The sequence below is a fragment of the Herpetosiphon llansteffanensis genome (genome assembly GCF_003205875.1).
GTDB lineage: Bacteria > Chloroflexota > Chloroflexia > Chloroflexales > Herpetosiphonaceae > Herpetosiphon > Herpetosiphon llansteffanensis.
The window spans coordinates 67,534-92,055 of the sequence record NZ_PUBZ01000147.1; the positions used below are offsets into that span (position 1 = coordinate 67,534).

Here is a 24,522-nt window from a genome sequence, read left to right on the forward strand (position 1 = left end):
TCGATTGGCCCAGCCCGATCATTTAATCAGGGTTGGGCCAATGTATCATCAAGCATGGCGATTGTGCGGTGCAAGTGTTGCCGCCGCTTGGTTGTTTGATACAAAATCCAGCCAGCCCCAGCAAAAAAGAGTGAAGCGAGCATATTCGTGGTCAAAACCATTGAAACCATGAGATCAGATGGCGCGCTGAAACTATGCGCAATAATGTTCATGCTGCTAATCATCGTCAAATAAGCAGTTGAAAACAGAATAACCGTGCGCAAGCGTTGCCAACGAGCTTGGCGAATGCATAAGCCAATCACGATAAATGTGGCAATGCTGGTGAAACTAAGCAACAAAAAAAATTTGCTTGGGCCTGCTTGGCGGCCAAGCATTAATGCAGTAAAGCCTTGAATCCCGACAATCGTGAGGATTGGCGCGATCCAAATCTGGGCCGAGCGCCGCAAATGCAAGGCTTGCTGGCCATGCCAAAGCGCGTAGGCCAAACACACAAAACCTGGAGTTAAAAATTGAAACAGATCAATCGACCAGCCAAATAGGCTTTGCCCAGAGCTTAATTTGCTGAAGCGATTGAACGACGATAATGCGCCGCCAATGCTAATCATCAATGCGCCAAGCCCCGCCAAATAGCCACTTTCCTCATCCATCAAGCCGATCATGCTGGTGATCCACCACAACGCTGCTGAAGTTAATAAAAAGGTAAGCAAATCGCCTGCGGCAAGCATCCAAATTGTTTGCATAAAAGCGCTCCTGATTATTGGGTTGGCTAGCGTGGTTCCCAAACCCATTCATCATGGAGAATGCGCCAAATTTGGTTGGGAAAACGATCTTGATTAATTGGAATACCAATAAAACCATCGAAACCAGCATTCCGTGTTCGTTCTACATCATCGATCATAATATTGGCAGTTAAGGCAACAATCCGCGTGCCAATTAATTTTGGATGCACTCTTAATATTGGCAATTGAGCAAATGCTGCACGTAAAGGCCGTTTAATATCATACAAAATTAAGTCAAACAAGCCTGATGTCGGTGCATCAAGCATCGTAATTAACGAGCGGCCATCGCGGCAACGGACACACGAACGCACGCCAATTTCAGCAAGCAATAGATCTTGCACGACAAAAAAGGTATCGTCACGATCTTCAACGACCAGCACATGGGCAAATGTTGGGTCTATCATAGCGCTGTCTGTTTCGTCTGTGGATCAAAAATCACAACTTCGGGCGTAAGGTTTTCGGCAATCGGCAGGGTAAAGCTAAAGCTCGAACCGCTGCCAAATTGGCTTTCAGCCCACATTGTGCCGCCTTGTAATTCTACCAAGTGCCGACTAATTGGCAAGCCCAAGCCAGTGCCTTGCTGGCGTTGTGCCGAAGCAGCCTGCTCGACTTGGTGAAATTCTTCAAAAACCAAGGGCAGTTCGTGAGCAGGAATGCCAGCGCCTGTATCAATCACCGAAATTTGCACCATGCCATCGCTTTCGAAGGCTCGCAGCGTGATGCCACCGCTATCGGTAAATTTGGCGGCGTTGGAGAGCAAATTAAGCAGAATCTGGCGCACCCGCACTTTATCGCCGCGCACCGGCGGAATTTCTTCCTCAACATCCGATTCGAGGTTCAGCCCTTTGCTTTTGGTCAGGCCAACCGCAGTTGCCATCACCCCATTGAAAATTGGCTGTAAATCAAGCAATTCGAGCTGTAATTCCATCCGTCCAGCTTCAATTTTCGAAAGGTCTAAGATGTCGTTGATCAGGCCAAGCAGATGCTCGCTATTGACCAGCACCCGTTCTTGCAGCTCAATTTGGCGTGCAGTTAGATCGCCATAGCGTGGTTTGCCCAAAAACTGAGTAAAGTTGATGATTGCGTTAAGCGGCGTGCGCAATTCGTGCGACATATTGGCCAAGAAGCGGGTTTTCAAGGTATTGGCTTCGTCGGCAACAGTCCGGGCTACTTCAAGCTCTTTATTCAACACTTGCAACTGGCTATTCAAGCGCGATTGCATCTCATATGCGCCTTCAAGCTCCAAGAGTGTGCGCGCTACCCGAGCCTCACTGACTCGCAAGCGTTCGGCGCGGCGCTCGGCCAAACGATGGCTTTCCATGGCCCATTCGACGGTTGCTACTAAGTCGCGGGTGGCGAGCCAACTGGTCAGTGCTGCCAAAACCAAAATGACGATTGGCGGCGTAAAGGTGGTGATAAATTGGGTAATCGAGCCATAATGATTGGTAACATTGGTGGCCGACGCAAAGCCGACGGATAAAAAGATAATGATAACTAAGCAAACTACGGTAAACGGTGCACGTGGCGAATACAAAATCCCAGCCACAATCACTGCGAGCACCAGCGAGTAGGCCATAAATTGGGTTGTGCCAGGCAGGAGAAACAAACTAATGGTTGGCGTGCCCACAATCGAGAAGAAGAATGCACCCCGGGCTAAGCGAATTTTGTTGTAGCGCAAGCCCAAAAATGCCACGCCTGTGCCAACCGCAAACAAAGCCCATGGCGGGCCGCTGCGCGCATAATTACCTGGATTGCCAGTAACTTGGGTCAGCAACATGGCAAACCAAAATACCCCAAAGCCCAAGCACAAATAGACCAAAATCGTGAGTGTGTCGATCCGAAACGATAGGAGATTTTCCTGAAGGCTGGCATCAATTTGATCGCGTTCTTCCATCGTGGGGCCACCGTTCAGTTTCATTAATTTAATTAGGTTGCAAATGCTTGATTATGGCTCAAAATCATACCATGTTTTTATAATTATTGTGCGTCTGATTGCGCTAAATCAGCCTGTTGCGCTTGTGCCAAGCCAGCCCAATCTTCGCGCTTCCAACGATAGGGCAATTGCACGAATGTGCCTGCTTGGCTGGCCTGCATCAAGAGATCTAAGCCATGGTTGATCAACAGTTGTTGCTGAACACTATTATCTGGCTCGCCTAACACATGGCCAAAGGGGAACTTGACGCTCAAGCCGCGCGGCACGCCAAGCTGTTGCGCAATTTCAGCCAGCAGAAAAAAGCTGACTGTACTAATCCCAGCCGCTTCCAAGACCCGCGCAATCAGTCCCACGGACTGGTTACAAATGCCTCAGGCAGGAGTCAATACTGCTGCTGTAATTCCGGCTGCACGTAAATTTCGGGCAACTGCTGGCGCGGTTTGGTTAATTAATGTATCAATATGCTCGTCGGTAATATGACCCATAAAGCTGTAGCATGGCCCAAGTTGCTGAATTGTGCCCTGCGCTGCCAGCTGTTGAAAATGGCTGATTGGCAGCACGATATTCACATCCCGATCTGCATCACGATGATCATAATAATCGTGGGTAATTATCAAATCATTGGGTTTAGTATCCGCAGGAATCAAACGAAAGCTGGGGTCGCCATGGGGATCGTGCATATCAAAAGCTGGATCGCTGCGCAGATGCACGCCGCCAGTTGTAATTAAACTAATTCGTTGCTGGGCCAATGTTCCACGCACCGCCGTCCATGGAATGTGGGCCGCGACTGTTTGTACCTGAAAGCGTTTGGCCCAACGTTGGCCAAGCCCAGGCAGCGCCCGATACAACCAAGCCCCAAGTTGATTGAATGCTCGTCGCATTGCCAAACCCCAATCATCAAATGCGCAATTGTGCTGTTGGCAGTGTAGCATGGCAACAATTGCTGGGCAATAAAAAACAGCACCAATCACAACGATTAGTGCTGCTGTCGCTTACGAGTAAGCGTAATTAGGCTTCGGTTGTTTGGTTAAGAATCGCTTCGATGCGTTCTTGGTAGATCTTCTTGGGGCCTGCGCCAACAATCCGATCGACCTCTTGACCACCTTGGAAGAAGATCAAGGTAGGAATACCTTGAACTCCGAATTTCATGGCGTTGCCACTATCTTCATCGGTGTTTACCTTGGCAATTAACAATTTACCTTGGTATTCATCGGCCAATTCTTCGAGCACTGGGGCGATTGAGCGGCAAGGCCCACACCATGGTGCCCAGAAATCAACCAAAACGGGAATATCGGAATTAATCACTGCTGATTCAAATTCGGCATCGCTAACTGCTAATGGCTTGGCCATTGAAAGTCCTCCTTGATAGCTTGTGCATTGCTGCACCTGCATGTAGTGTAGCACGTTTTTGATAAAAGCTAATAAGCGTTATATTAATGTTTAGGTGCTACTCTGCGCCATTAAAGCGTTGTTGCAAGGCTTGCTCAATTGCAGCAGAAACTTCATTTGGCGTGCCATCAGCATCGATCAAAATCAACAAATCGCGTTCGCCGTAGAATTGGAGCAATGGCTCAGTTTTGGCATTATATTCAGCTAAACGACGTTTGATTGTATCTGGTCGATCATCATCGCGCTCGATCAGTTGGCCGCCACTAGCCCGACAATGGTCTAAGGCTGCTTGATCGCTGATGTGCAAAATTTGGTCGGGCTGGCCTTTGATGCGGCAGATGCGGCGGCCACTTAAGCGCCGAATTGCCTCTTCATCGGAGAGCGTGAGCGCAATGACCACTTCAAGCGGGCGGTTGATTGCTTGCATCAATTGATCAAGGCTTTGGGCTTGGCTCAGCGTGCGCGGATAGCCATCGAGCAGCACGCCAACCTCACTGGGAATAGTCAGCAGCCATTCATTCAAAAGCTTGTTCATTAATGTATCGTCGACCAAGCGGCCAGCGGCCATGACCTGTGCAACCTCTTGGCCTAATTCAGAGCCAGTTTCGACAGTTTGGCGCAAACGTTGACCAGTCGAGATTGAATCAATCGCTGCTAATTTATCCAAATAGGCTGCTTGAGTCGATTTCCCCGCACCTGGGGGGCCAAAAAGAATGAGGTTAAGTGGTTTCATCCCTATACCTCGGCATTAAACAAATAATATCCAATATCTTATCACAGCAGTTTAGTGCTGATGTAGCGGGTTTAAAACAAAACAACCGCGAATATTCGCGATTGTTTTTTGGTGCCGAGGGTGGGAGTCGAACCCACACTCCCTTGCGAGAACTACGCCCTGAACGTAGCGCGTCTGCCAATTCCGCCACATCGGCTAAGGGATTTGCTGCTAAAGCAACGTCATCAAGTATAGCAAATTTTCAACGATTGTGCAAGTTGGGGCTAAAAAACTTCAGAGCCGCAGTTGCGACTCTGAAGTGGTGTAGATACTCACATATTTGCTGTTGACTCTCGGTTGCCCTGAAATTTCAAAAATTATTGTTGCAGTTTGGCAAGCTCTTCGCTGGTAATCATGCGAAATTGGTTGCTGCTGGCATCGTTGATATAGACCATCTCTTCTTGCTTGACGCTCACCAACATATCCAAACGTTGGTCAGCATTGACATCAGCAAAGCGCAGGCTGACAGGCGTTAAATCTTCGCCCGACCCAAAGAGGTATGGGCCAACAATTGTGCGGGCCTTGGCTGGGTCGCCACCAGGCATTTCGACAATGACGATCCGGCGTTCCATATTCATTGCGACAAAGTGCGAAGGCAAACCGTTGGTTTCGTCGTGGCCAACAAATGCGGTGGTTTGCATTGTGCGCGGGCGGCCATATTTCACATCGTCGTACTTAACTTTGAACCACGAGACAATTGGGCTGAACATCGCATTGGCCAAAATCAACGCCAAAATAATGGTGATGGCATAGGCAAACTTGTTATGCACACCAAACGACATCGAGCGACTCGCATACCGCTGCCGCGTTTGTGGCAGGGTAATGACGGTGGTAGGTCTCGTGCGGCGCACAACCTCCGCTGAACGTAGATCGCGACTTGTAATGGCCATAGCGAACCTCCTGTGAGTCAACGTTAGAACAAATATGCTGGCTGTGAGTATAGTAGAACATGCGTTCTGTGTCAAGCGAAAAGCAGCCTTTTTGCTCGTTAACTCTTTGATTGGTTGTCGTAAGGCCAATTTTGCTTATTTGGCGCTTGAATACTCCACAACATGCGTCCAATGTGGATTCGCCCAAATTTCGCCATGGGTTGGTTCAAATATGCTCAATGCGTTGGAATCGGCAGCGAGATATGCGCGCAGCCAAGCAGTTAAATAGCCGCGATAACTGCCGCCATCGGCTTCAATTTCGGTATGTCCAGCGCCAACCGACATTGCCAAAAAGCCCTTGTGGACGCTTGATTGCTCTAAACTGCTTTGGTTGGCCGCAGCAGGCGAGACAATCAGATCGCGGGTTCCACTCAAAATGAGCCATGGAACGGCGATTAAACTTGGATCATAGGTGTGTGCTTCATCTGTCCAGCGTTGCTGTGGTAGCGCATTGGTGATCAACGTTTTAATCATCTGCCCTTGTGGATAGCGATTGTAGGTATTGATTATTCCGGTTGCGCCTTGCGATGTACCAACCGCGCCAATTCGATCAAGCTGAACTTTTTGAAATAAATTATTGCTTGGATCTGCATTAGCGGAAATTAAATAATCGAGCGTTTGAATAATTGCCGCACCATCGCCAGTAGTTTCACTATAACTATCAATCACAATAAATCCCCAACTTGCCAGATGCTCGAATAAACCAGCATATTTTGCTGGCGAAGCAATCGTGCCATTGCCCCAAATAATTGCTGGATAAGCACGAGATAAATCACTTGGATAGTAGATAATTGCTTTTTGCTGATCAGCAAGACTTACTTGATTATGGATAATTGCTAAGCTTCCAGGTTGCGCATAGCCAAATTCCAACGGATACGCAGTGTCATAGTCGTAACTGCTACGTTTACCAGCAGTGAATTTCAGCCCAGCAATGCAAAGAATTGATACCACGATCGAACTGCCTACAATTCCCCAAAACCACTTTTTATAGCGTGCCATGTGCCACCTCATTCCGAGCCAAATTACGCTCATTTTAGCCAATTTAGCAAATTGGTGCTTCTCGCATGCCAAAAATCTGTGGTTTGTGTATCTAGGGTTGATTGTAGCGCTACGATTGTCAGTTTCTACATCACAAGGAAGGCTGCGATGATTCCAATACGCCGTGTTATGAGTATGTTGATTGTAAGTAGTATGATGATTGGTATCGTCCCTTCAAAAGCTGTTCAATCAACCGCGTCCACTGTTCAGCCCGTCGCCAAGCATGCCGCATTAAACGATATGCTGCTTGATGCTGATGATTATCAAGTGCTGACTAGCGGCCAGCCCTCGAATGTTGCAACTATTTTGCCCAAAACTGATCAAGATGTCTTTTATATTGATAGCGAGCTATCGGTTGCCGCCACCGAATATTCACCCTTTGATTTGGAACCAGATCCGTGCCCTGAGCCTGCTGCCAGTGTTGATTTACCTGAATTAGATCCAGCACCAAATCAGCCGCAAAATGCCTCAGTCAAGCATACTAACCAAGCTTTACCATCTACAAACTACCCATTGAACTGCGAATTTGCTCGCGATCAAGAAATTTTGGCAACGTTTAGCCCTGAATCATTCAGCATCGAAAATGCAGGCCAAGCCTTTACAACCGAAGCATTGGTTGTGCCCGATGCTAGCCAAATGCTGCTGTTTGAATACATAGTTGGGCGTAAAACCGCTGATAGCATGACCCCGCTGCACGTAGAAGTGTTGAGTGGAGCAAATTTTGCGACTGTTACCAACATTAGCAATTGGCGCATTAAGGGCCAATATCGGCTTGACTGGCAAACAGGTCGCTTAAATATTCAAGCCTTTCGTGGCCAAACGGTTAAGCTGCGCTTTATTAACGATTGGTGGTGGGTTGATCAGCCATCGGCCCACGTGCGCAATCTGCGTTTAACTCAAGAAATCCCCGATTGGGAGCTATCGAATAGTGGCGAATTTGCAATTCACAATGATTATTTGATTGGGGCGTATGCGGTAATTACTGGTGCAAGTGCCAGTCTTATTTCCGCCCCGATAAACCTAAATCAGCAAGTTCAAAGCCTTTCGTTTCGCTATCGTACTGGGCGTTGGCAGAGCGATGGAAGTGCGCCGCTTTTTGTTGAGATTTTGAGTGGCGCAGCATTTGCAACGATAACCAACATTGATCAATGGAGTTTGCAAGGACGCTTAACTGATGGTTGGCATGAAGCAGTGCTTGATCTTCAGGCATTTCGTGGTCAAACGATCAAAATCAAAATCATCAACGATTGGTGGCAACATCATCCCCAAGTTACCTCGATTGATAGTTTCAGCTTAAATAGGGCTGTGCCTGGTTGGGATATTTCAAATGCAAGGTTTGTGCGAACCAAGACAGCAGCACTCCCCTCAGGAACTGCATTAAACGTTGATTTTGGGCAAGATTTTATGGCCTTTGATGTGATTGAAAACGCTGATTTTGAACAACCTCAGCTCATATTAGCTGAACCGCAACAGCCACTCATCAATCTTGAAGGACTTCAAACAAGGGCCAGTAGTGTTGATTTTGCCGTGCCACCTACTGCGACCAGTATTCATTTTGAATATCTGCTCGGCGATCTTGATGATCCTGCTATTACCCGCCGGCTACTGATAACAATATTAAGTGGCGAAAACTTTGAAATTCTTGAGTTCCCCCAAGGTCATACCTTTGTGGGTTCGAGCCAAGCAGGCTGGCAACAGGGCCGACTTGATCTGGTTGGCTATCGTGGGAAAACCATCAAGCTACAGTTCATTAATGATGCCTATGGTCGCCCAAGCAGCCAGATGAGACAACTAAAGCTTGTCCAAGATGTGCCTGCTTGGCAAACCCAAAATCATCAATTGCTTAGCCTTGATCAGAATCCAACCCAAGGCAATCATGTCTATCTGCATGGCCATGCAACGCAGCTTACCTCGCTCGATTTTACTGTTCCGCTGACTGCGCAACAGCTGCACTTCGATTATCAAACTGGCTTTAGCGATAATCCTACTGCACGCCAGCGGGTTGCAATCAACATCTTGAGTGGGCGTAACTTTGAAATTATCCATCCACTTCCTGCTAATTCTTTGCTTGGCTCAACAGATCAAGGTTGGCAAGCTTTAGCGCTTGATTTGCAGCGCTTCCAAGATCAAACAATTAAGCTTCAATTCACGTTGGAAGCCCATAATACCGCCTATTTGCGTTTGGATAATGTTCAAGTCGGCCACGTTTTAACTGGCTGGTCGAGCAGCGAGCATACGCCAATTATGCTCGAAACAAGTGATTCGAATCGACAGGTTGTGCGATTTGCTGGGAATAATGCACACTTTACCAGCGATGCATGGACTGTCTTATCCGATACTGAAGCCCTCCAATTTAACTATAAAACCCAACACCCTGATGCGTGGTGGCGTTCGGTGATTGAGGTTTATGTATTGAGTGGCGATGGCTTTGAAATCGTTACGCCGATTGATGCAGGTTTGGTCTATGGTCATGGCAATGACCCAAATAATGGTTGGCATGAAGCACGTTTAGGTTTGGCTCAATTTCAAGGCCAAACGATTAAACTCCAATTTAGGCATCAAGGTCATGGCTATTCCACGTCTTGGCTGGATAATCTTCAGCTCATTGCTGGCGCAACCCGGGCAAAACAAGCAGCCTACCATGCCCCTGATCATGCATTTATCGAAATCTCACAGACTTGGCAGCATGTTACAAGTTCTGGTTTTGAAGTTGCCAGTGATAGCCAATTCTTGCGCTTTGTCTATCAAGTTGGCAATAAGGATCATGGCAATGCTCAACATCATTTGGCTGTTGAAGTACTTTCAGGGGCCAATTTTACAACTATTACCCGAATCGATCAGAATCAACTGTATCATTCGCTTAACGATGGCTGGAAGATAGCACAATTGCCGATTCAGCAATTCCAAAATCAAACGATCAAAATTCGCTTTATTGCACCTAGTTGGGCTTCTGCACCAATCGCCCGAATTGATAAGGTTGCCTTGCTCAGTCCGCGAGCAAGCATCGCTGGCCCGATTGATGTGCCTGGCGTGACGTATTTGAATGTACCACTTGCTGAATTAGCTGGAACTACTACCCCAACAACAATGACAATAAACTCCTTGGTTATTTATGATGAATATATGGATGTGGCGGGGCAAGTGCATTATAGCAATCTGACTTATCCATTTGCCTTGACTGGTGATTTGTATCACTCTAGCCTGGGTACGCCAGGCGATATTGTGGCTGAGCTTCAAGACACCACTGGAACATTTGAAGCTCTTTATTTTGCGCTCCGTCAACAACCCTTTGGGCCGCAAGCTAACCCTTCAATACTTAATCAAAATCTCTCGTTATATATCCAACGTCATGGAACCAGAGAGGCTACATTAATCGATCTAGGCTTAGATGATTCACTTAGTGCATCGTTAAGCTCTATATTCGAGCTGCCAGCGCTTACGAATGCGAGCTATGCTGACGATTACTGGTTTGGCAAGCTGCTTGAACCCAACTCCACTATTGAAGCATTGGGTGATCCTGATGAAAAGAAGTGGACATGGAAGCGCACGACGATTGGCAAAGATTGCTCATTATTACAACGGCTTGATTTTGGGCTAGTGATTACAAAACCATATGATATTGGGGTGAATGATGGTGATTTTGGATCGCAACTAGAAGTATTGGGCTCAATCTCTAATGGTTATGTGACACCTGGACAGTCTTGGCCAGCAGATTCATGTGATATTTATGATGCTGATAATGCTGGCGTTACCTTAGGCTCCAAAGATGATCCCGTGACTGTTAAATTTGTGTCCTCAGGTAATGGTTTAACTGGCAATGCTGCGCAAGGTGATTATTTGAGTGATGCAACCTTTGGAGGTGATGCAACTCGATTTAAGGGTAATCAGCTTTGGTTTGATCAATTTATTGGGGATTTGATTAAATCAGTTGATATGGTTTCAAAACTCTTTTCAGTCCCCATTACTGTTGGTGATGTATCCCAATTATTCCCAGAAAGTACGCCAGATATGGGAGATAGACCATCTTTAGTAAACACTATGATATTAAATGATTGGGATGATAATCCTAATACAAAAATAAAAGTCTTACGAGTGCCATTTCAGCAATCTGTACTGGTTAAGCAACGAGATTATTTTGTAGTTTTTGTTACTGTTGCATGTAAGAAGCAAAATATTAATCGAGATATGCAGTTAAAAGTATCTTGGGATATTCCACTTTACGATAATGTTACAAGAAAAGAGTTAAACCCTAATTTATATAATAAAAGCTTTTTAATTGATTATAAGAGTGGTCCTTGTAACAAGTAGCTAGTTTGAATCACGTGTAAGTTAGCCGGCCTCTAAAAGGTCGGCTAATTTACACTAGTAGTAAAGGAATGGCTATGAATACATTTCAACGTTGGTTGCTGGCGGCCTCGCTGATTAGCTGTTTGGTGCTTAGTTTCTATAGTTATACAATTAATCACAATTTAAAAGTTATCGAAGCACGCCAGCGTGGGCAAATTGCTACAACAGGGCAATCCTTATGGTTTAGTTGGTATAACTGCATTGAAGAGCTTGATTTTGCTTTGAGTGCAGCTGATCAGAATAATCAAGCAAACGTTATGAACTATCTTTCCAATGCACAACTTTATTGTCAATTATCAAGACACTTTATCTACAATTACAATGCTGCACTAAAATGGCCAGTTAAAGCATGGTGGAATTTAAGTTTAGGCTCAGGCAATGTGATTGGATTTGTGCAATTATTTGATTATTATTCAGTTGAAATAAGTCATATTAGCAGTATTATTGAAAAAGAAGGATCAGTTAGTGCTGCAAGTCGTGCTCGAATTCAGCAATTGTATGATCATATTACAGCTTTTACTGAAAAAATACCTGAATCTATGCTCCAAAAAGGAGATATTAGTGAAATTCACCAGGCAATAGTGACGTGGTGTGACATGATCAACGATGTTGACGCGAAAAAGTCGATTAGGCTTCGAGAAGAGCAGTATCAAGATTCTTGTAAATAGGAGAAGTAGTTATGTACCAAGTTCCAAAAGCAAAAGCACACCGCTGGCAGCAGGTTAGCATCCAAAAATATCTTTATCTGATTAATATTGGTCTGTATTCGTTAGCGAGCTATATCTCGATTTTTTAAACTTCAACCATTATTGCTTGGGGGCTTAACGATCCTCGCCATGATTTAAATTTTGCAGCATTTATCTGGTTTCCGATAGGTGTATTACTCTTGAATTCGTTTATCTGGCAAAAGAGCTATTCAACTAGAACCTTTGGAACGATAGGGATTGATTTATTGCTGATTAATGGGTTTATGACTGAGTTCGAGCACGTATATTTTAGTGATGCTGATCAGGTTGGGCTGTGGTAACGCTGCTTTCGGCGATGTTCGCGGTATATGCATGCTACCGAGCTAAGCCATGGCGCACGTTGCAGCAGCGAAAATAAGCTCGCTGGTTGCAATAAGCAATTCAACTTGGCATTGGTTTGTAGGCAAATGCTGGATGAGCAAACGATTACAATTAGCAAGATTGAGCATAAAACTTGGTTTGTAAAGCTGTGCAAGGGCTAGGTGATCAGCTATCATAGCATGGTTACACCAATCAACCTAGGATACAACTTCGATGCTTGCTTATTGGATTAATCTGGTATTTGTGGTCCTTGAAACTGCTTTAGGTACGTTTATTCTGGCGCGAGCAAGCCAGTATCGGCCTGCCCGAATCTTCTTTTGTTTAACCCTGTGCTTGGTCGTGATCAATAGCACGGCGCTGGCTCGAAATCTAAACACTGATCCGACGGCCTCATATATGTTGGTTTGTGTTGCGCTTATAAGCTTAGGCCTGTTGTGTTTATTAATGCTGCTACTGTTTGCGGCGCTGTTTATGCCTCAGTGGTGGGAAGGCCAGCGCCCAATTCGTTGGATCAGTCTGGTGTATGTTGGCGCAATTGGCGTGTTAGCACTTGATCTGATTGGGCAATTTGGCTGGTTTACGGCAGGCATTCAACTATCGAAAGGGATTTATCGGCCAATTGCTGGCGCGGCGGCTGGTTTGATGTTGGGTTTATTCAGCCTTGGTTGGTTGGTTCAGCTTGGTTTGTTGGCAACGGCATTTTGGCGTAATCCGGCAACGCGGCGCTCGATTAGCTGGCTCATGTTCGCAATTCTATTTGCAGCACTTACTAACTCGGTCTTGGGAATTATTAAGTTGGATTCAAGTGGGCAGCTCGCGAGTATTTTGCAAACCGTGCCATTGGTTTTAAGCCTAACCTACATTGTGCTGCGTGGGAGTTTATTTCAAACCAAACAAGTGGCGGTGCAGCATGCGCTGCAAACGATGAGCGAGGCCATGGTTGTGGTTGATCGTGAAGGCATGTTGGTGTATCTCAATTATGCTGCTCAACAACTCGGCTTGCAGAATCAACAACCACTTCAGGATAATTTAGCCACAATTGGGGTTGCTACTGATGATGTTGCGGCCTTGCAGCAGGCATTAGCCCAAGATCCATTTCAGCCTTTTATTCAAACCTTGGCCTTAGGTGAGCCATTGCGTTTGCTTGAAAATACGGTCTCGCCAGTTTTGGATAGTGCTGGGCAAATTCAAGGCACAATGTTGTTTATTCGTGATATTACTGAATTGGAACGGCGCACGGCGCTGCTTGAGCAAGAACGGCGACGGCTGAGTAGCACGGTAGAACAGCTTGAGCAAGAAAAAGTACAGCGCAATCAATTGGCGCAGGCGGTGCAAGCACTGTCGTTTCCAACGATTCCGGTTTTGCCTGGCGTGTTGGTTGTGCCATTGATTGGCGTGCTCGATCAGCAACGAATTGCTGAATGCCAGCGGGTATTGATGGAATCACTCAATCAGCAAGCTGTACAACGCTTATTAATTGATTTGACTGGGGTGCAGTTGATTGATGATCAGGGCGCAATTGGCATGCAACGGATTTTGCGTGCAGCCTACTTGCTGGGAGCACAAACAACCTTAATTGGGGTTCGGCCTGATGTTGCTCAATCATTGGTGAGTATGGGAGCCGATTTGAACACTGTGGCGACAGCAGCAACGTTGCAAGCAGCAATTGGCCAAATTATTGCAAAAAAGAGCCACATCAAGCGCTAAAAACTCGCTGATGTGGCTCGTATGGGTTGGTATTAGCGCGGGCGAATTGCCAAGCCCTGCAATTCGAGCGCATATTCAACCCCAGCTTGCAAGTTGGCGCGGGTCACGATGCCGGTTAGGTCAATGCCCAATTGAACGATCGTTTGGGCAATTTCGGCCCCGATGCCGACCAACACGACGGTTGAGCCAAGCAAACGGGCGGCGCGGGCTGCTTGCAAGAGATAGTTGGCAACGCCAGTATCGATGACTGGCACGCCAGTAATATCCAAAATGACCACATCGGCGCTATAAGTATTGATCGCTTCGAGCAAGGCTTCCATAATTTGGCCTGCACGACGCGAATCGACCGAGCCAATCAGCGGCAGTACCAAAATGCCGCCATAGACTGGCACAATTGGCGATGAAACCTCAGCGAGGGCTGATTCTTGGTTGGAAATAATTTCGACTTGGGCATCTTCATAGCCATTGAACATGCCCATCATGCCTTCGGCGGTTAGCTCATGTAAGCGGTCGAGCATTTCGAGCAAGAAGACCGGATCGTCTGCATAATAGTTGCGTAACACGCTAGCAGTGGCTTGGTTGGCGCTGCGCAACACTTGTTGAACGCTATTTAAAGGAATATTTTGGCGAAAGCGATCGTAGCTGATGTCGCGCATATGTTGCTGATAGGCATGCTTCTCTGGATCACGCAAATCTTGAATTAATGCATCCATTGAGGCAACTGTGCGTTTCTTAAGTTCCTCGCGCGGCATTTTGCTATATTCAACCACATTGGTTTGAATGACCCCGATCGTGGCTTCGATAATTTCATCGAAGTGTTTGGTATAAAAAGCTGCTAAATCTGCCACAGTTGCGAGCCCTCCTAAAAGTTAGGTTTTTTGGATTGCGATAAAAAATACCAACCTACTGCGATCTGCCGAGTCTCTAACTATGCTGATTTAACAGCGTTTGGGCGTGATTAGCGTGGGCGAATAGCCAAGCCTTGTAAATCTAAGGCATATTCAATGCCCGATTGTAAGTTGGCGCGGGTGATAATGCCGGTTAAATCGATACCTAATTGAACGATGGTTTGGGCAATTTCGGCTCCGATGCCAACCAAGACAACGGTTGAGCCAAGCAAGCGCGCGGCACGGGCAGCTTGTAAGAGATAATTTGCAACGCCAGTGTCGATGACTGGCACGCCAGTAATATCTAAAATTACCACATCGGCGCTATAGCTATTGATCGATTCAAGCAGCGATTCCATAATTTGGCCTGCACGCATTGAATCGATGGAGCCAATTAATGGTAAGACCAACACGCCCTCATAGACGGGCACGATTGGCGATGAAACTTCGGCCAGCGCATAGGTTTGCGATGAAATAATTTCATCTTTGTGCTGCTGAAAGCCCTCGTAGACCCCGGCGATTGCGGCGGTAGTAATTTGATGACCTTTTTCAATCACATTAATTTGATCGTCGGTACTATCGCTGTAGGCTTCGCGCAAGCTTTTAATCATAATATCGGTGGAAACGAGCAATACTTCTAAGAAAGCGCCAATCGGAATGCCTTGTTGGGCGCGTAAATAACTGGTTTGTCGCCAATAATCAGGGAAAGCCTGGGGTTTGTCGCTGTCGAGATCGCAGGCATATGGATCAAGCCCAGCTATTACCCGTTTGCGCACATCATCTCTGGGCATTGAACCGTAGGTGGGAATTTGGCTTTGTAATGCGTTGATAACGCGATCGACAATGACTTCTTCGTGCTGCTTGAACATTTGATAATAGCTGGTCATGCAGGCTCCTTGAATGCTGGCAAGGTTTCCCGATTGCCAAGGTATCTCGCTTCTGGTTTGGCCAACGGAAGGGTTTCTCTACGACCCTTCCGTTGCAACGCCAAACACTTATTTAATGACGATGTTGACCAAGCGGTTTGGCACAACAATTTGCTTGACGATGGTCTTGCCTTCGACCAACGGTGCAATTTTTTCATCGGCCAACGCGGCTGCAATAATTGTTGCTTCATCGGCGCTGGCGGCTACCTGTATTTTACCGCGAACTTTACCATTGATTTGCACCGGCAATTCAATTGATTCATCAATTAATAAGGCTTCGTCGTAGCTTGGCCAAACTTGCAAGTGCACGCTTTCGCTATGGCCCAAGAATTCCCACAATTCTTCGGCAATATGCGGCGCGATTGGGGCTAACAACAAGGTTAAGGCCTCGCTGGCTTTGCGCCACTGTTCGCTGCCATAAACATCGGTTTCGCGTGCTTTCATCAATTCGTTGACGAATTCCATCAAGCCAGCAATCGCGGTGTTGAAGGCAAACCGTTGAATATCATCGCCAACTTTTTTGATGATGCGATGGGTTTGGCGTTCCAAGGTGCTGGCATTGCCCGCTGCATCGTGGCGTTGCGGCGTATCGGTTACGACGCGCCAAGCACGATCTAAGAAACGCACACAACCTTCGATGCCGCGATTGTTCCAAGGTCCACCTTGCTCCCATGGGCCGATGAACATTAAGAAGGTGCGCACGGTATCGGCCCCATATTGGGCTACCAGCATATCAGGGTCAATCACGTTGCCGCGTGATTTGGACATTTTATTACTATCTTCGCCTAAAATCACCCCTTGGTTGATCAAGCGGGTCATTGGTTCGTTGGCGCTGACCAAGCCCATATCGCGCATGGCCTTCCACCAAAAGCGAGTGTACAACAAGTGCATCACTGCATGTTCGCGCCCACCAGTATATTGATCAACTGGCAACCATTTGTCGGCAATGGCTTTGGTAAATGGTGCGTTGGCATCGTGGGGGCTTAAGTAGCGCGTTTGATACCACGATGAATCGACAAATGTATCCATGGTGTCGGTATCGCGCTCAGCTTCGCCGCCACAATTGGGGCAGGTGGTAAATCGCCACGTTGGGTGCAATTTCAAGGGCGATTCGCCAGTTGGCTTGAAATCGACCTCATCGGGCAACAACAAAGGCAATTGATCTTCCGGCACGGGTACAGTACCACATGTTGGGCAATAGATCATTGGGATTGGCGTGCCCCAATAGCGTTGGCGGCTGACCAACCAATCGCGCAAGCGATAGTTGATTGCCCGTTTGCCCAATTGTTCAGCTTCTAACCATTTAATGACTGCTTCTTTGGCATCTGTTGAGCTTAAACCATCAATTTGGCCTGAATTAACCACCGTGCCATAGGCTGGCTCGGCTGCTTCCAAGGGCGTTGCGGCGGTTTGCTCTGCTTGCACAACCACACGTTTGATTGGCAAGCCAAAGGTTGTGGCAAACGCAAAATCGCGTTCGTCGTGGCCTGGCACGGCCATAATCGCCCCGGTGCCATAGGTCATCAGCACATAATCGGCAATCCAAATTGGCACGCGCTCTTGGCTCGCCGGATTGATCGCATAAGCACCGATCCAAACGCCAGTTTTGGGTTTTTCGTCGTCGGTTGATTGGCGCTCAACTTCGGTTTTGCGAATTGCTTCGGCGACATAGGCATCGACGCTGGCTTTTTGCTCGGCGCTGGTCAATTTGGCAACTAAGGGATGTTCGGGAGCCAAGACCATAAAGCTTGCGCCCCACAAGGTATCGGGGCGGGTTGAAAAGACCGTGATTGGATCTCCAGCCTCAGATTTAAAGGTAATTTCGGCACCTTCCGAGCGCCCGATCCAGTTGCGTTGCATCGAGGTAATGCGTTCTGGCCAATCCAAGCCTGAGAAATCCAGCAATTCATCGGCATAGGACGTAATTTTGAAATACCATTGATCCAAATCGCGCTTGGTGACTAAGCTATCGCAGCGTTCGCAGCGGCGTTCGTCGCCCACAACCTGTTCGCGGGCCAAGGTGGTATTACACTTGGGACACCAATCGACAGCTGAGAATTTTTTATAGGCCAAGCCACGTTTGAAAAACTGAATAAAAAACCACTGGTTCCAGCGATAATATTCAGGGTCGGCGCTGATAATCTGCTGCTGCCAATCGACCATCATGCCCATTGATTGCAACTGACCGCGCATATATTCGATATTGGAATAGGTCCATTTGCGCGGATCTAAATTATTTTTGATCGCGGCGTTTTCGGCGGGCAGGCCAAAGGCATCGAAGCCCATTGGGAAAAAGACATTGTAGCCCTGCATGCGCATATAGCGGGCATGCACATCGCTGGGCGACATGGCATACCAGTGGCCGATGTGCAAATTGCCCGATGGATAGGGCAGCATGGTGACTGCATAATGTTTTGGTTTATCGCTGTCTGGCTCGAAACGATAAATTCCATCACGTTCCCAACGTTCGCGCCATTTTGGCTCGGTGACGCTACTGTCATAACGAGTGGCCATACTCAACTCCTTGGTTAATCATATCTGAATTGGCAAAATCTAAAACAAAAAACCCCGAACTCATGCGAGGGACGGAGCAAAACCCCGTGGTACCACCCTGCTTATGAGCCGAAGCACATCACTTGTAGGCGCAATAACGGGCGCACCCGCCACCAACTACGCAGCCGAGGCTGTTCCCTGGTGGGGCAATAAACGGGCGAGTTGGGCGCTTGATGTAGCTTTGCACCAGCCAGCTACTCTCTGCAAAAACGCGCTTAATACTCCCGCGAACCAATACGTATCGATTAATCGCGATTATACCACGGCTTGATCAGCAGACATCAATCTTTGGATTGAGCTATTTGAATTGATGGGTAATTGTATAGCTTGCGCGACCTGAGAGTAACAAAAGTACTAGAACTAAACCTAATTAGCTGTTTAGTTGTGATCATAGCTAACTACATACCTCGCTTTTGAAACTCATTGGTCTAAGATCGCTAAAAATGCGCATTTGCAAGCGATTTAAGTTAAGCAAAACGAAGCTTTTGCTGATTAGAATGAGCAATATGGTTAAATTTGCATAAAGAAATGCTTGCTAGTACAATAGTCCTATCCCCAACGGGATATGGATTTAAGAGATTGTTGCCCCATAGCGCCTCAAACTGAAGCGTTAACATACGCCGAGAACCAGTGAACGGGCTTCTTTAAGCTATAACTCTCACTCATTTGCGACAATCCCCTTTTGATGAAAGGAGGGATGCAGCGTAGTATTCGTATTTTGACATTTTAGCCACTTGCTCACCATCGTACCGCTTGGAAATTGACTGGTATTACATACACACACGTGTGTGGAGGATGGCATGGCCAAATTCCCCTTCATTCGGCAAGCAGCCCTCATTGCGATGACGCTCTCATTGGGACTTCAAGGTGCGGCGCAACCAGCCCGTGCAGAAGTATTGCGTGCTCCGACTGCGACGACCAAATTCCTCGTTGAACCCAACAGCCCAGCTAATAAATTTGTCCGCACAAATGGCACGTTAATTGCCGATTATGGTTCTTTTTCTGTTTGGCAAGTTGCCGATAGCAACGTCAACAGCCTGAACAAATTAGCTGGTGCCCAAGCCGCCGATCTGGATACGATTGGCTTGCGCGGGATTAGCTTTAATCCTTTAAAGAACGTTCCCACGGTGCAATCAAGCTTGAGCCAAAGCCCAACTGCCGACCCACAACTGTGGTTGGTGCAATTTGCGGGGCCACTCAAGGACGCTTGGTTGGATGAAATCACCAAGGCTGGGGCCGAACGTGTCATCTACATGCCCAACAACGCCTACCTCGTTTGGGCAAACGGCCAAACCTTGGCCAAACTCGATTCGCTTAGCAAGAGCAATGTAGCGATTCAATGGGCTGGTGCTTACCACCCAGAATATCGCTTGGCACCTGAATTGCGCCAAAAAGCCAGCAAACCCAATGCAAAGGGTCTGGTCGATGTTACGATTCAGTTCTACAACAGTGCCACGGTTGCGCAAGATGTGAACGAAGTGCTGAAAGCCAGCGCCCAAGTTTATGCAACGCCATGGCAAGTGCTCAACTTCACCACGATTTCGGTGCAAGTGAGCGAAGACGCATTGGGGCCAATTGCCCGCCGCGCCAATGTCTACAACATTGAATCGTGGGAAGCTCCCCAAAAGATGGACGAGCGCCAAGGCCAAATTTTGGCTGGTAACGTCACCACTGCTGGTGGTAAAGTTGTGCCAAACGGCCCAGGCTACCTCGCATGGTTGCAAAGCCAAGGCGTGCCAACCGATCCTACCCAATATCCAATTATCGATGTTGTCGATGATGGTGTTGATAATGGGACGACCTCGCCAAACCATCCTGACTTCTATGTCAATGGGGTTCGGCCTGGTAGCTCACGGATCACCGCTGTTGGCAACTGTACTGCCGACGCGACTGGTGACGGCCAAGCAGGCCACGGCAACCTCAACATCGGGGTTGTTGGTAGCTACAATAATCTGACGGGCTTCCCCTATGTTGACGAAGCAAGCTCTGGCATTGCTGGTGGCTATCGTGTTGGCTTAGGCATCTCGCCATTTGGCCGTATGTCGAGCACCAAGATTTTCAACAATGGTGGTAGCTTTGATTTGACCAACTGTGGCGGTGGTAGCAACTACCTTGGGATTATCTCAATGGCTTATAGCCATGGTGCTGCTATCTCATCCAACAGTTGGGGTTCAAACAGTGCTGGTGCGTATGGTGCTTCATCACAAGCCTTCGACCAAGGCACCCGTGATGCAAGCAGCACAACCGCTGGCAACCAAGAAATGGCCCACATTGTGGCCGCTGGTAATGCTGGTTCAGGGGCTAACACGGTTGGCTCACCTGGGACTGCCAAAAACGTTATCACCGTTGGCGCAACCGAAAACGTGCGCGATGAAGGCGTTGCTGATGGTAACAACTGTAGCGAAACGAATGCTGATAACGCCGATGATATTGCTAGCTTCTCAAGCCGTGGCCCAACCGATGATGCGCGGGTTAAGCCCGACATTATGGCTCCCGGGACGCACGTGATGGGGCCGGCCTCGCAAATTGCCACCTTTGATGGGACTGGCGTTTGTGGCCCAGCTAGCGGCACCCACTATCCAAACGGCCAAACCTTGTATACCTGGTCGAGCGGCACTAGCCACTCAACTCCAGCGGTTGCAGGCTCGGCTTCGTTGCTCTACACCAAATACCGCACCAGCTTCGGCGGTGGCGTTGCGCCAAGCCCAGCCATGTTGAAAGCCTATTTGTTGGCTTCAACCCGTTATCTTAACGGCACTGGCACTGGCGGCACCTTGCCATCGAACAACCAAGGTTGGGGCGATGTAAACTTGGCACCAGCCTTGGATAGCACCCCACGGATTGTGGTTGACCAAACCCGCACCTTTGGCGCAACTGGTGAAGAATTCACCCAAATTGGCCAAATTGCTGAATCAACCAAACCTGTGCGGATTACCTTGGCTTGGACTGATGCTCCAGGTAGCACGACTGGTAACAGCTATGTCAACGACCTTGACTTAGAAGTAACCGTTGGCGGCCAAACCTACAAAGGTAACGTCTTCAACGGCGCACTTTCGACCACTGGTGGCACCGCCGACAACAAAAACAACATCGAAGGCGTGTACTTGCCAGCAGGTACGAGCGGCAGCATCCAAGTTAAAGTTATTGCCCGCAACATTGCTGGCGATGCAATTCCTGGCAATGCCGATACCACCGACCAAGACTTTGCCTTGTATGTTTACAACGGCTCAGTTGGCCCAACCGGTACCTTGACTGGTCGCGTTGCTCAAAGCAACAACAACCCAGTTGTTGGTGCAACCGTTCGGACAAGCGGTGGCTCAAGCGCTTTGACCAACGCCAGTGGTAACTACAGCATGGTTGTGCCAGTTGGTACCTATGCAGTAACCGCTAGCTTGCAAGGTGCTTTCCAAGCTGTACCAAGCGTAACGATTACCCAAAATGTCACCACCACCCAAAACTTCACCTTGAGCTATGGCTCAATCAGTGGAACGGTGCGTGATTCCTTTACCCCAAGTCGCCCAATTGTTGGCGCAAACGTTTCGGTGCCTGGGTATAACACCACCACCAACGCTGCTGGTCAATATACCATTCCAGTGGCAAACGTTGGCTCAACCACCGTTACGGTTAGCGCTCCTAAGTATGTTACCCAATCACAAACTGTGACGGTAGCCGATGCAACCACCGCTACCCAAGACTTCAGCTTAGCCGCTGGTGCGGTCGCAGGGATTGTGACCAACAGCGCTAACGGTGCGCCGGTGGCTGACGCAACGGTGGCAATTAACAACCAATCTGTGAAGACCAAAGCTGATGGTAGCTTTGCAATTCGTTTGGAGCCAGGCAGCCATACGCTGACGGCTTCGAAGATTGGCTTTGCTGCAAATAGCGCCAACTTAACGATTACGAATGGGGTCACTTCAACCCAAAATCTGGCAATTACCCCAGCTTTTGGTTACACCCCCGCAAGCCTAACTCGTACCGTGACCTTTGGTTCAGCTCCAATCACCGATACGGTTGGTTTGACCTTGACCAATAATGGTACCCAACCATTTACCTACACTATCCGCGAACGATCCAGCACTGCGAGCGGTAAAATCTTGGTTGTCCAGCGCACCTCAACTACGTCAGCATCAGCTGCAACGACTGCTTTGACGGCGCTTGGCTATACCTTCGAATCAATCGATAACGTTGCTTTCGAAGCTCGTAGCTTGGCCAACTTGCAAACCTTCGATGCGGTATTCTTCTTTGGCTCAACGGCTGCAACCGAGAATAACCCCAGCGAAGCGAAACTGACCCAGTATCTTAACGCTGGTGGCAAACTGTTCATTGCCGATAACGACATTGGATTCTTCACCAACGAAGGCTCGTTCTATAGCGTTATGCTCGACTCCACCTATATTGATGATGATCCAGGTGCTGCCAATCGGGCATTAACCGGTGTCAATTTGATGGCTGGCGTGAACTCACCTTCAGCCGATCCATACCCCGACTACTACACGCCAGGTAGCTCATCAACGGTGATCTTCCGCTATGTGAATAACGCAGTTGGCGGTAGCTTCATCCAACGCAATGGCTACAAGGCTGTATACCTCGCAACCGACTTTGTTAACCTTGGGACAACTGCTGGTGGCGAAACGGTCGAGCGCCTAGTGCTTGATCGTGTCTTGCAAGCCCTGCTTGGCAACCAAGACAACCTTCCATGGTTGAAGGAAGTTCCCACATCTGGCGTGATTGCTGGTGGTGCGAGCACCAATGTTGCCATTGGCTGGCATCCAGCAGCTGTATTGCAACCAGGTACCTACACTGGCAGCTTGAGCTTGGGTTACTCATCAGTGGTTACCCAAACCTTTAGTATTCCAGTCACGATGGTTGTCAATCCTTCAGCTACGCAAGCTGGAATCACTGGTACGGTTACCGCAACTGGTAACTGCGATACCAATCCTGCTCCTGCAAATGGTGCGAAGGTCGTCATTACCTACACCAGTGGCATGACCTCAACTGTTACGACCGATGCAGCTGGGCAATATAGCTTGTTCGTACCATCTGCTGGTACCTACACAGTTACGATTTCGAAAGCTAGCTATGTGACCCAAAGCTTCACCGTAACGGTTGCCGCCGGCGGGACTGTGACCCAAAATGCCGAACTGCGCTTGAACGCGCCATGTTTGGCAGTGGATACCACGCCAATCAGCGAAACCGTTGGCATCAACACCATCACCACCCAAACCCTCACCTTGGAAAACCATGGTGCTGCACCTTTGACGTGGACGATTGGTGAATTGGCTGCTAATGGCCGCCCAGCCCCAACCAGTGGCAATGGCGAAGTCGCAACCCGCAAGCCAGTGCCAGCAAGCAATCGCTTGAATGGCAACAAGCAAACTGCTCCAGCCGCTGAAGTGGTACAAGACGGTAGCTTGGAAGCCACCGAGTCCGATGGCAGCAATCCATTCTGGACACAAACCTCAACCAACTTCCAAGATGTGGTTATGTGTACAGCAGACTGCGATCAAAATTCAAGCTCGGACGTTCCACATACTGGCGAATTCTATGCTTGGTTCGGCGGCATCAACGCAACCGTGCCAACCGAGGAAGCGTCACTTGAGCAAACCTTCACCGCTTCAAGCGATAGCGAAGGCACGCTCTCGTTCTGGATGTTTATCACGGCTACTACCAACCGACCAAACGACTATATGCGTTTCTTGATCGATGGTAACGAAGTCTATCGCGTAACCAATCCACAACGAGTCAACTTCCCAACCTACACTTTGGTTGAAGTGCCAATTGATTCAGCAGACTTTGATGCTGGGACAACCCACACCTTGCGGGTTGAAGCAGTTATTCAAGCTGGTGGCAATAGCAACTTTTTCCTCGACGATATTTCGCTCGATTTGGGTGTTGCTTGTTCGCCAGACGCAGCTTCATGGGTTCGCGCAGTGCCAAATAGCGGCACGATCGCAGCCGATGGTGTGGCCAATGTGGCACTTGAATTCAACACCAATGGCTTGGCCGCTGGTCTCCACACGGTCAACCTGTGTGTTCAATCGAACGACCCAACCAATCCAACCGTTCAAATTCCAGTAACGATCAACGTGACTGAGAATGTTGATCCAACCCGCAAGGTCTACTTGCCTTGGGTCAACAAGAACTAAATATCCTTGACCGCTACTGGGCTTGCTCAGTAGCCGCCAACGGCTTTGG

General features: G+C 48.1%; 16 protein-coding genes and 1 tRNA gene. 4 read left to right on the forward strand and 13 right to left on the reverse strand.

Going from position 1 to position 24,522, the window contains the following annotated elements:
* Positions 1-26 precede the first annotated feature (26 nt).
* The 10 genes from C5S61_RS23740 to C5S61_RS23785 form a co-directional block, all read right to left on the reverse strand.
* Positions 27-740: a hypothetical protein gene (locus C5S61_RS23740; RefSeq protein ID WP_110519577.1), complete on the reverse strand. Its 714-nt coding sequence runs from the start codon at positions 738-740 to the stop codon at positions 27-29.
* Positions 741-766: 26 nt separating this feature from the next.
* Positions 767-1,183: a response regulator gene (locus C5S61_RS23745; protein WP_110519580.1), complete on the reverse strand. Its 417-nt coding sequence runs from the start codon at positions 1,181-1,183 to the stop codon at positions 767-769.
* A complete protein-coding gene (locus C5S61_RS23750) occupies positions 1,180-2,673 on the reverse strand; it encodes a sensor histidine kinase (RefSeq protein ID WP_164689754.1) in 1,494 nt (497 codons plus the stop codon). Before C5S61_RS23750 ends, C5S61_RS23745 begins: the two co-directional genes overlap by 4 nt.
* A gap of 83 nt (positions 2,674-2,756) precedes the next feature.
* Positions 2,757-3,065 carry a hypothetical protein gene (locus C5S61_RS23755; protein WP_110519584.1) on the reverse strand — a complete coding sequence of 103 codons (309 nt, stop codon included), beginning with the start codon at positions 3,063-3,065 and terminating at the stop codon, positions 2,757-2,759.
* A gap of 18 nt (positions 3,066-3,083) precedes the next feature.
* Complete coding sequence (locus C5S61_RS23760; protein ID WP_164689755.1) at positions 3,084-3,593, reverse strand: glycine/sarcosine/betaine reductase selenoprotein B family protein; 510 nt, start codon at positions 3,591-3,593, stop codon at positions 3,084-3,086.
* A gap of 127 nt (positions 3,594-3,720) precedes the next feature.
* Entirely contained in the window at positions 3,721-4,062 is a 342-nt protein-coding gene (gene trxA / locus C5S61_RS23765) for a thioredoxin (RefSeq protein WP_110519588.1), read from the reverse strand.
* A gap of 97 nt (positions 4,063-4,159) precedes the next feature.
* A complete protein-coding gene (locus tag C5S61_RS23770) occupies positions 4,160-4,834 on the reverse strand; it encodes an adenylate kinase family protein (RefSeq protein ID WP_110519590.1) in 675 nt (224 codons plus the stop codon).
* Positions 4,835-4,943: 109 nt separating this feature from the next.
* Positions 4,944-5,030 (reverse strand) — tRNA-Leu (locus C5S61_RS23775).
* Positions 5,031-5,190: 160 nt separating this feature from the next.
* Entirely contained in the window at positions 5,191-5,763 is a 573-nt protein-coding gene (locus tag C5S61_RS23780) for a hypothetical protein (protein ID WP_110519592.1), read from the reverse strand.
* A 135-nt stretch (positions 5,764-5,898) separates the two neighbouring features.
* Positions 5,899-6,801, reverse strand: a complete 903-nt coding sequence (locus C5S61_RS23785; protein WP_110519594.1) for a poly(ethylene terephthalate) hydrolase family protein — start codon at positions 6,799-6,801, stop codon at positions 5,899-5,901.
* Between the two features lie 915 nt (positions 6,802-7,716).
* Here C5S61_RS23785 and C5S61_RS23790 point away from each other — a divergent pair.
* The 3 genes from C5S61_RS23790 to C5S61_RS23800 all read left to right on the forward strand — a co-directional run bounded on the left by C5S61_RS23790 (position 7,717) and on the right by C5S61_RS23800 (position 13,961).
* Complete coding sequence (locus tag C5S61_RS23790) at positions 7,717-11,148, forward strand: hypothetical protein (RefSeq protein ID WP_124033500.1); 3,432 nt, start codon at positions 7,717-7,719, stop codon at positions 11,146-11,148.
* A gap of 74 nt (positions 11,149-11,222) precedes the next feature.
* Positions 11,223-11,855, forward strand: coding sequence for a hypothetical protein (locus C5S61_RS23795; RefSeq protein ID WP_110519597.1), 633 nt, complete (start codon positions 11,223-11,225; stop codon positions 11,853-11,855).
* Positions 11,856-12,467: 612 nt separating this feature from the next.
* A complete protein-coding gene (locus C5S61_RS23800; RefSeq protein WP_110519599.1) occupies positions 12,468-13,961 on the forward strand; it encodes an STAS domain-containing protein in 1,494 nt (497 codons plus the stop codon).
* A 32-nt stretch (positions 13,962-13,993) separates the two neighbouring features.
* On the opposite strand, the gene C5S61_RS23805 is transcribed toward C5S61_RS23800, so the two are convergent.
* The 3 genes from C5S61_RS23805 to leuS form a co-directional block, all read right to left on the reverse strand.
* Positions 13,994-14,809, reverse strand: a complete 816-nt coding sequence (locus C5S61_RS23805) for an STAS domain-containing protein (protein WP_110519601.1) — start codon at positions 14,807-14,809, stop codon at positions 13,994-13,996.
* 110 nt (positions 14,810-14,919) lie between these two features.
* On the reverse strand, positions 14,920-15,735 hold the full coding sequence (locus C5S61_RS23810; protein WP_110519603.1) for an STAS domain-containing protein: 816 nt from the start codon (positions 15,733-15,735) through the stop codon (positions 14,920-14,922).
* A 108-nt stretch (positions 15,736-15,843) separates the two neighbouring features.
* Positions 15,844-18,288, reverse strand: coding sequence for a leucine--tRNA ligase (gene leuS / locus C5S61_RS23815; RefSeq protein WP_110519605.1), 2,445 nt, complete (start codon positions 18,286-18,288; stop codon positions 15,844-15,846).
* 839 nt (positions 18,289-19,127) lie between these two features.
* Here leuS and C5S61_RS23820 point away from each other — a divergent pair.
* Positions 19,128-24,473 carry a carboxypeptidase regulatory-like domain-containing protein gene (locus C5S61_RS23820; RefSeq protein WP_110519607.1) on the forward strand — a complete coding sequence of 1,782 codons (5,346 nt, stop codon included), beginning with the start codon at positions 19,128-19,130 and terminating at the stop codon, positions 24,471-24,473.
* Positions 24,474-24,522 lie beyond the last annotated feature (49 nt).

Bases quoted from the DNA above. Each gene is read 5' to 3' on its own strand.
- C5S61_RS23820 (WP_110519607.1), top strand. From the start codon at position 19,128: ATGGCCAAATTCCCCTTCATTCGGCAAGCAGCCCTCATTGCGATGACG.
- C5S61_RS23810 (WP_110519603.1), bottom strand. From the start codon at position 15,735: ATGACCAGCTATTATCAAATGTTCAAGCAGCACGAAGAAGTCATTGTC.
- C5S61_RS23750 (WP_164689754.1), bottom strand. From the start codon at position 2,673: ATGGAAGAACGCGATCAAATTGATGCCAGCCTTCAGGAAAATCTCCTA.
- C5S61_RS23770 (WP_110519590.1), bottom strand. From the start codon at position 4,834: ATGAAACCACTTAACCTCATTCTTTTTGGCCCCCCAGGTGCGGGGAAA.
- C5S61_RS23785 (WP_110519594.1), bottom strand. From the start codon at position 6,801: ATGGCACGCTATAAAAAGTGGTTTTGGGGAATTGTAGGCAGTTCGATC.
- C5S61_RS23745 (WP_110519580.1), bottom strand. From the start codon at position 1,183: ATGATAGACCCAACATTTGCCCATGTGCTGGTCGTTGAAGATCGTGAC.
- trxA (WP_110519588.1), bottom strand. From the start codon at position 4,062: ATGGCCAAGCCATTAGCAGTTAGCGATGCCGAATTTGAATCAGCAGTG.
- C5S61_RS23800 (WP_110519599.1), top strand. From the start codon at position 12,468: ATGCTTGCTTATTGGATTAATCTGGTATTTGTGGTCCTTGAAACTGCT.
- leuS (WP_110519605.1), bottom strand. From the start codon at position 18,288: ATGGCCACTCGTTATGACAGTAGCGTCACCGAGCCAAAATGGCGCGAA.
- C5S61_RS23780 (WP_110519592.1), bottom strand. From the start codon at position 5,763: ATGGCCATTACAAGTCGCGATCTACGTTCAGCGGAGGTTGTGCGCCGC.
- C5S61_RS23740 (WP_110519577.1), bottom strand. From the start codon at position 740: ATGCAAACAATTTGGATGCTTGCCGCAGGCGATTTGCTTACCTTTTTA.
- C5S61_RS23760 (WP_164689755.1), bottom strand. From the start codon at position 3,593: ATGCGACGAGCATTCAATCAACTTGGGGCTTGGTTGTATCGGGCGCTG.
- C5S61_RS23795 (WP_110519597.1), top strand. From the start codon at position 11,223: ATGAATACATTTCAACGTTGGTTGCTGGCGGCCTCGCTGATTAGCTGT.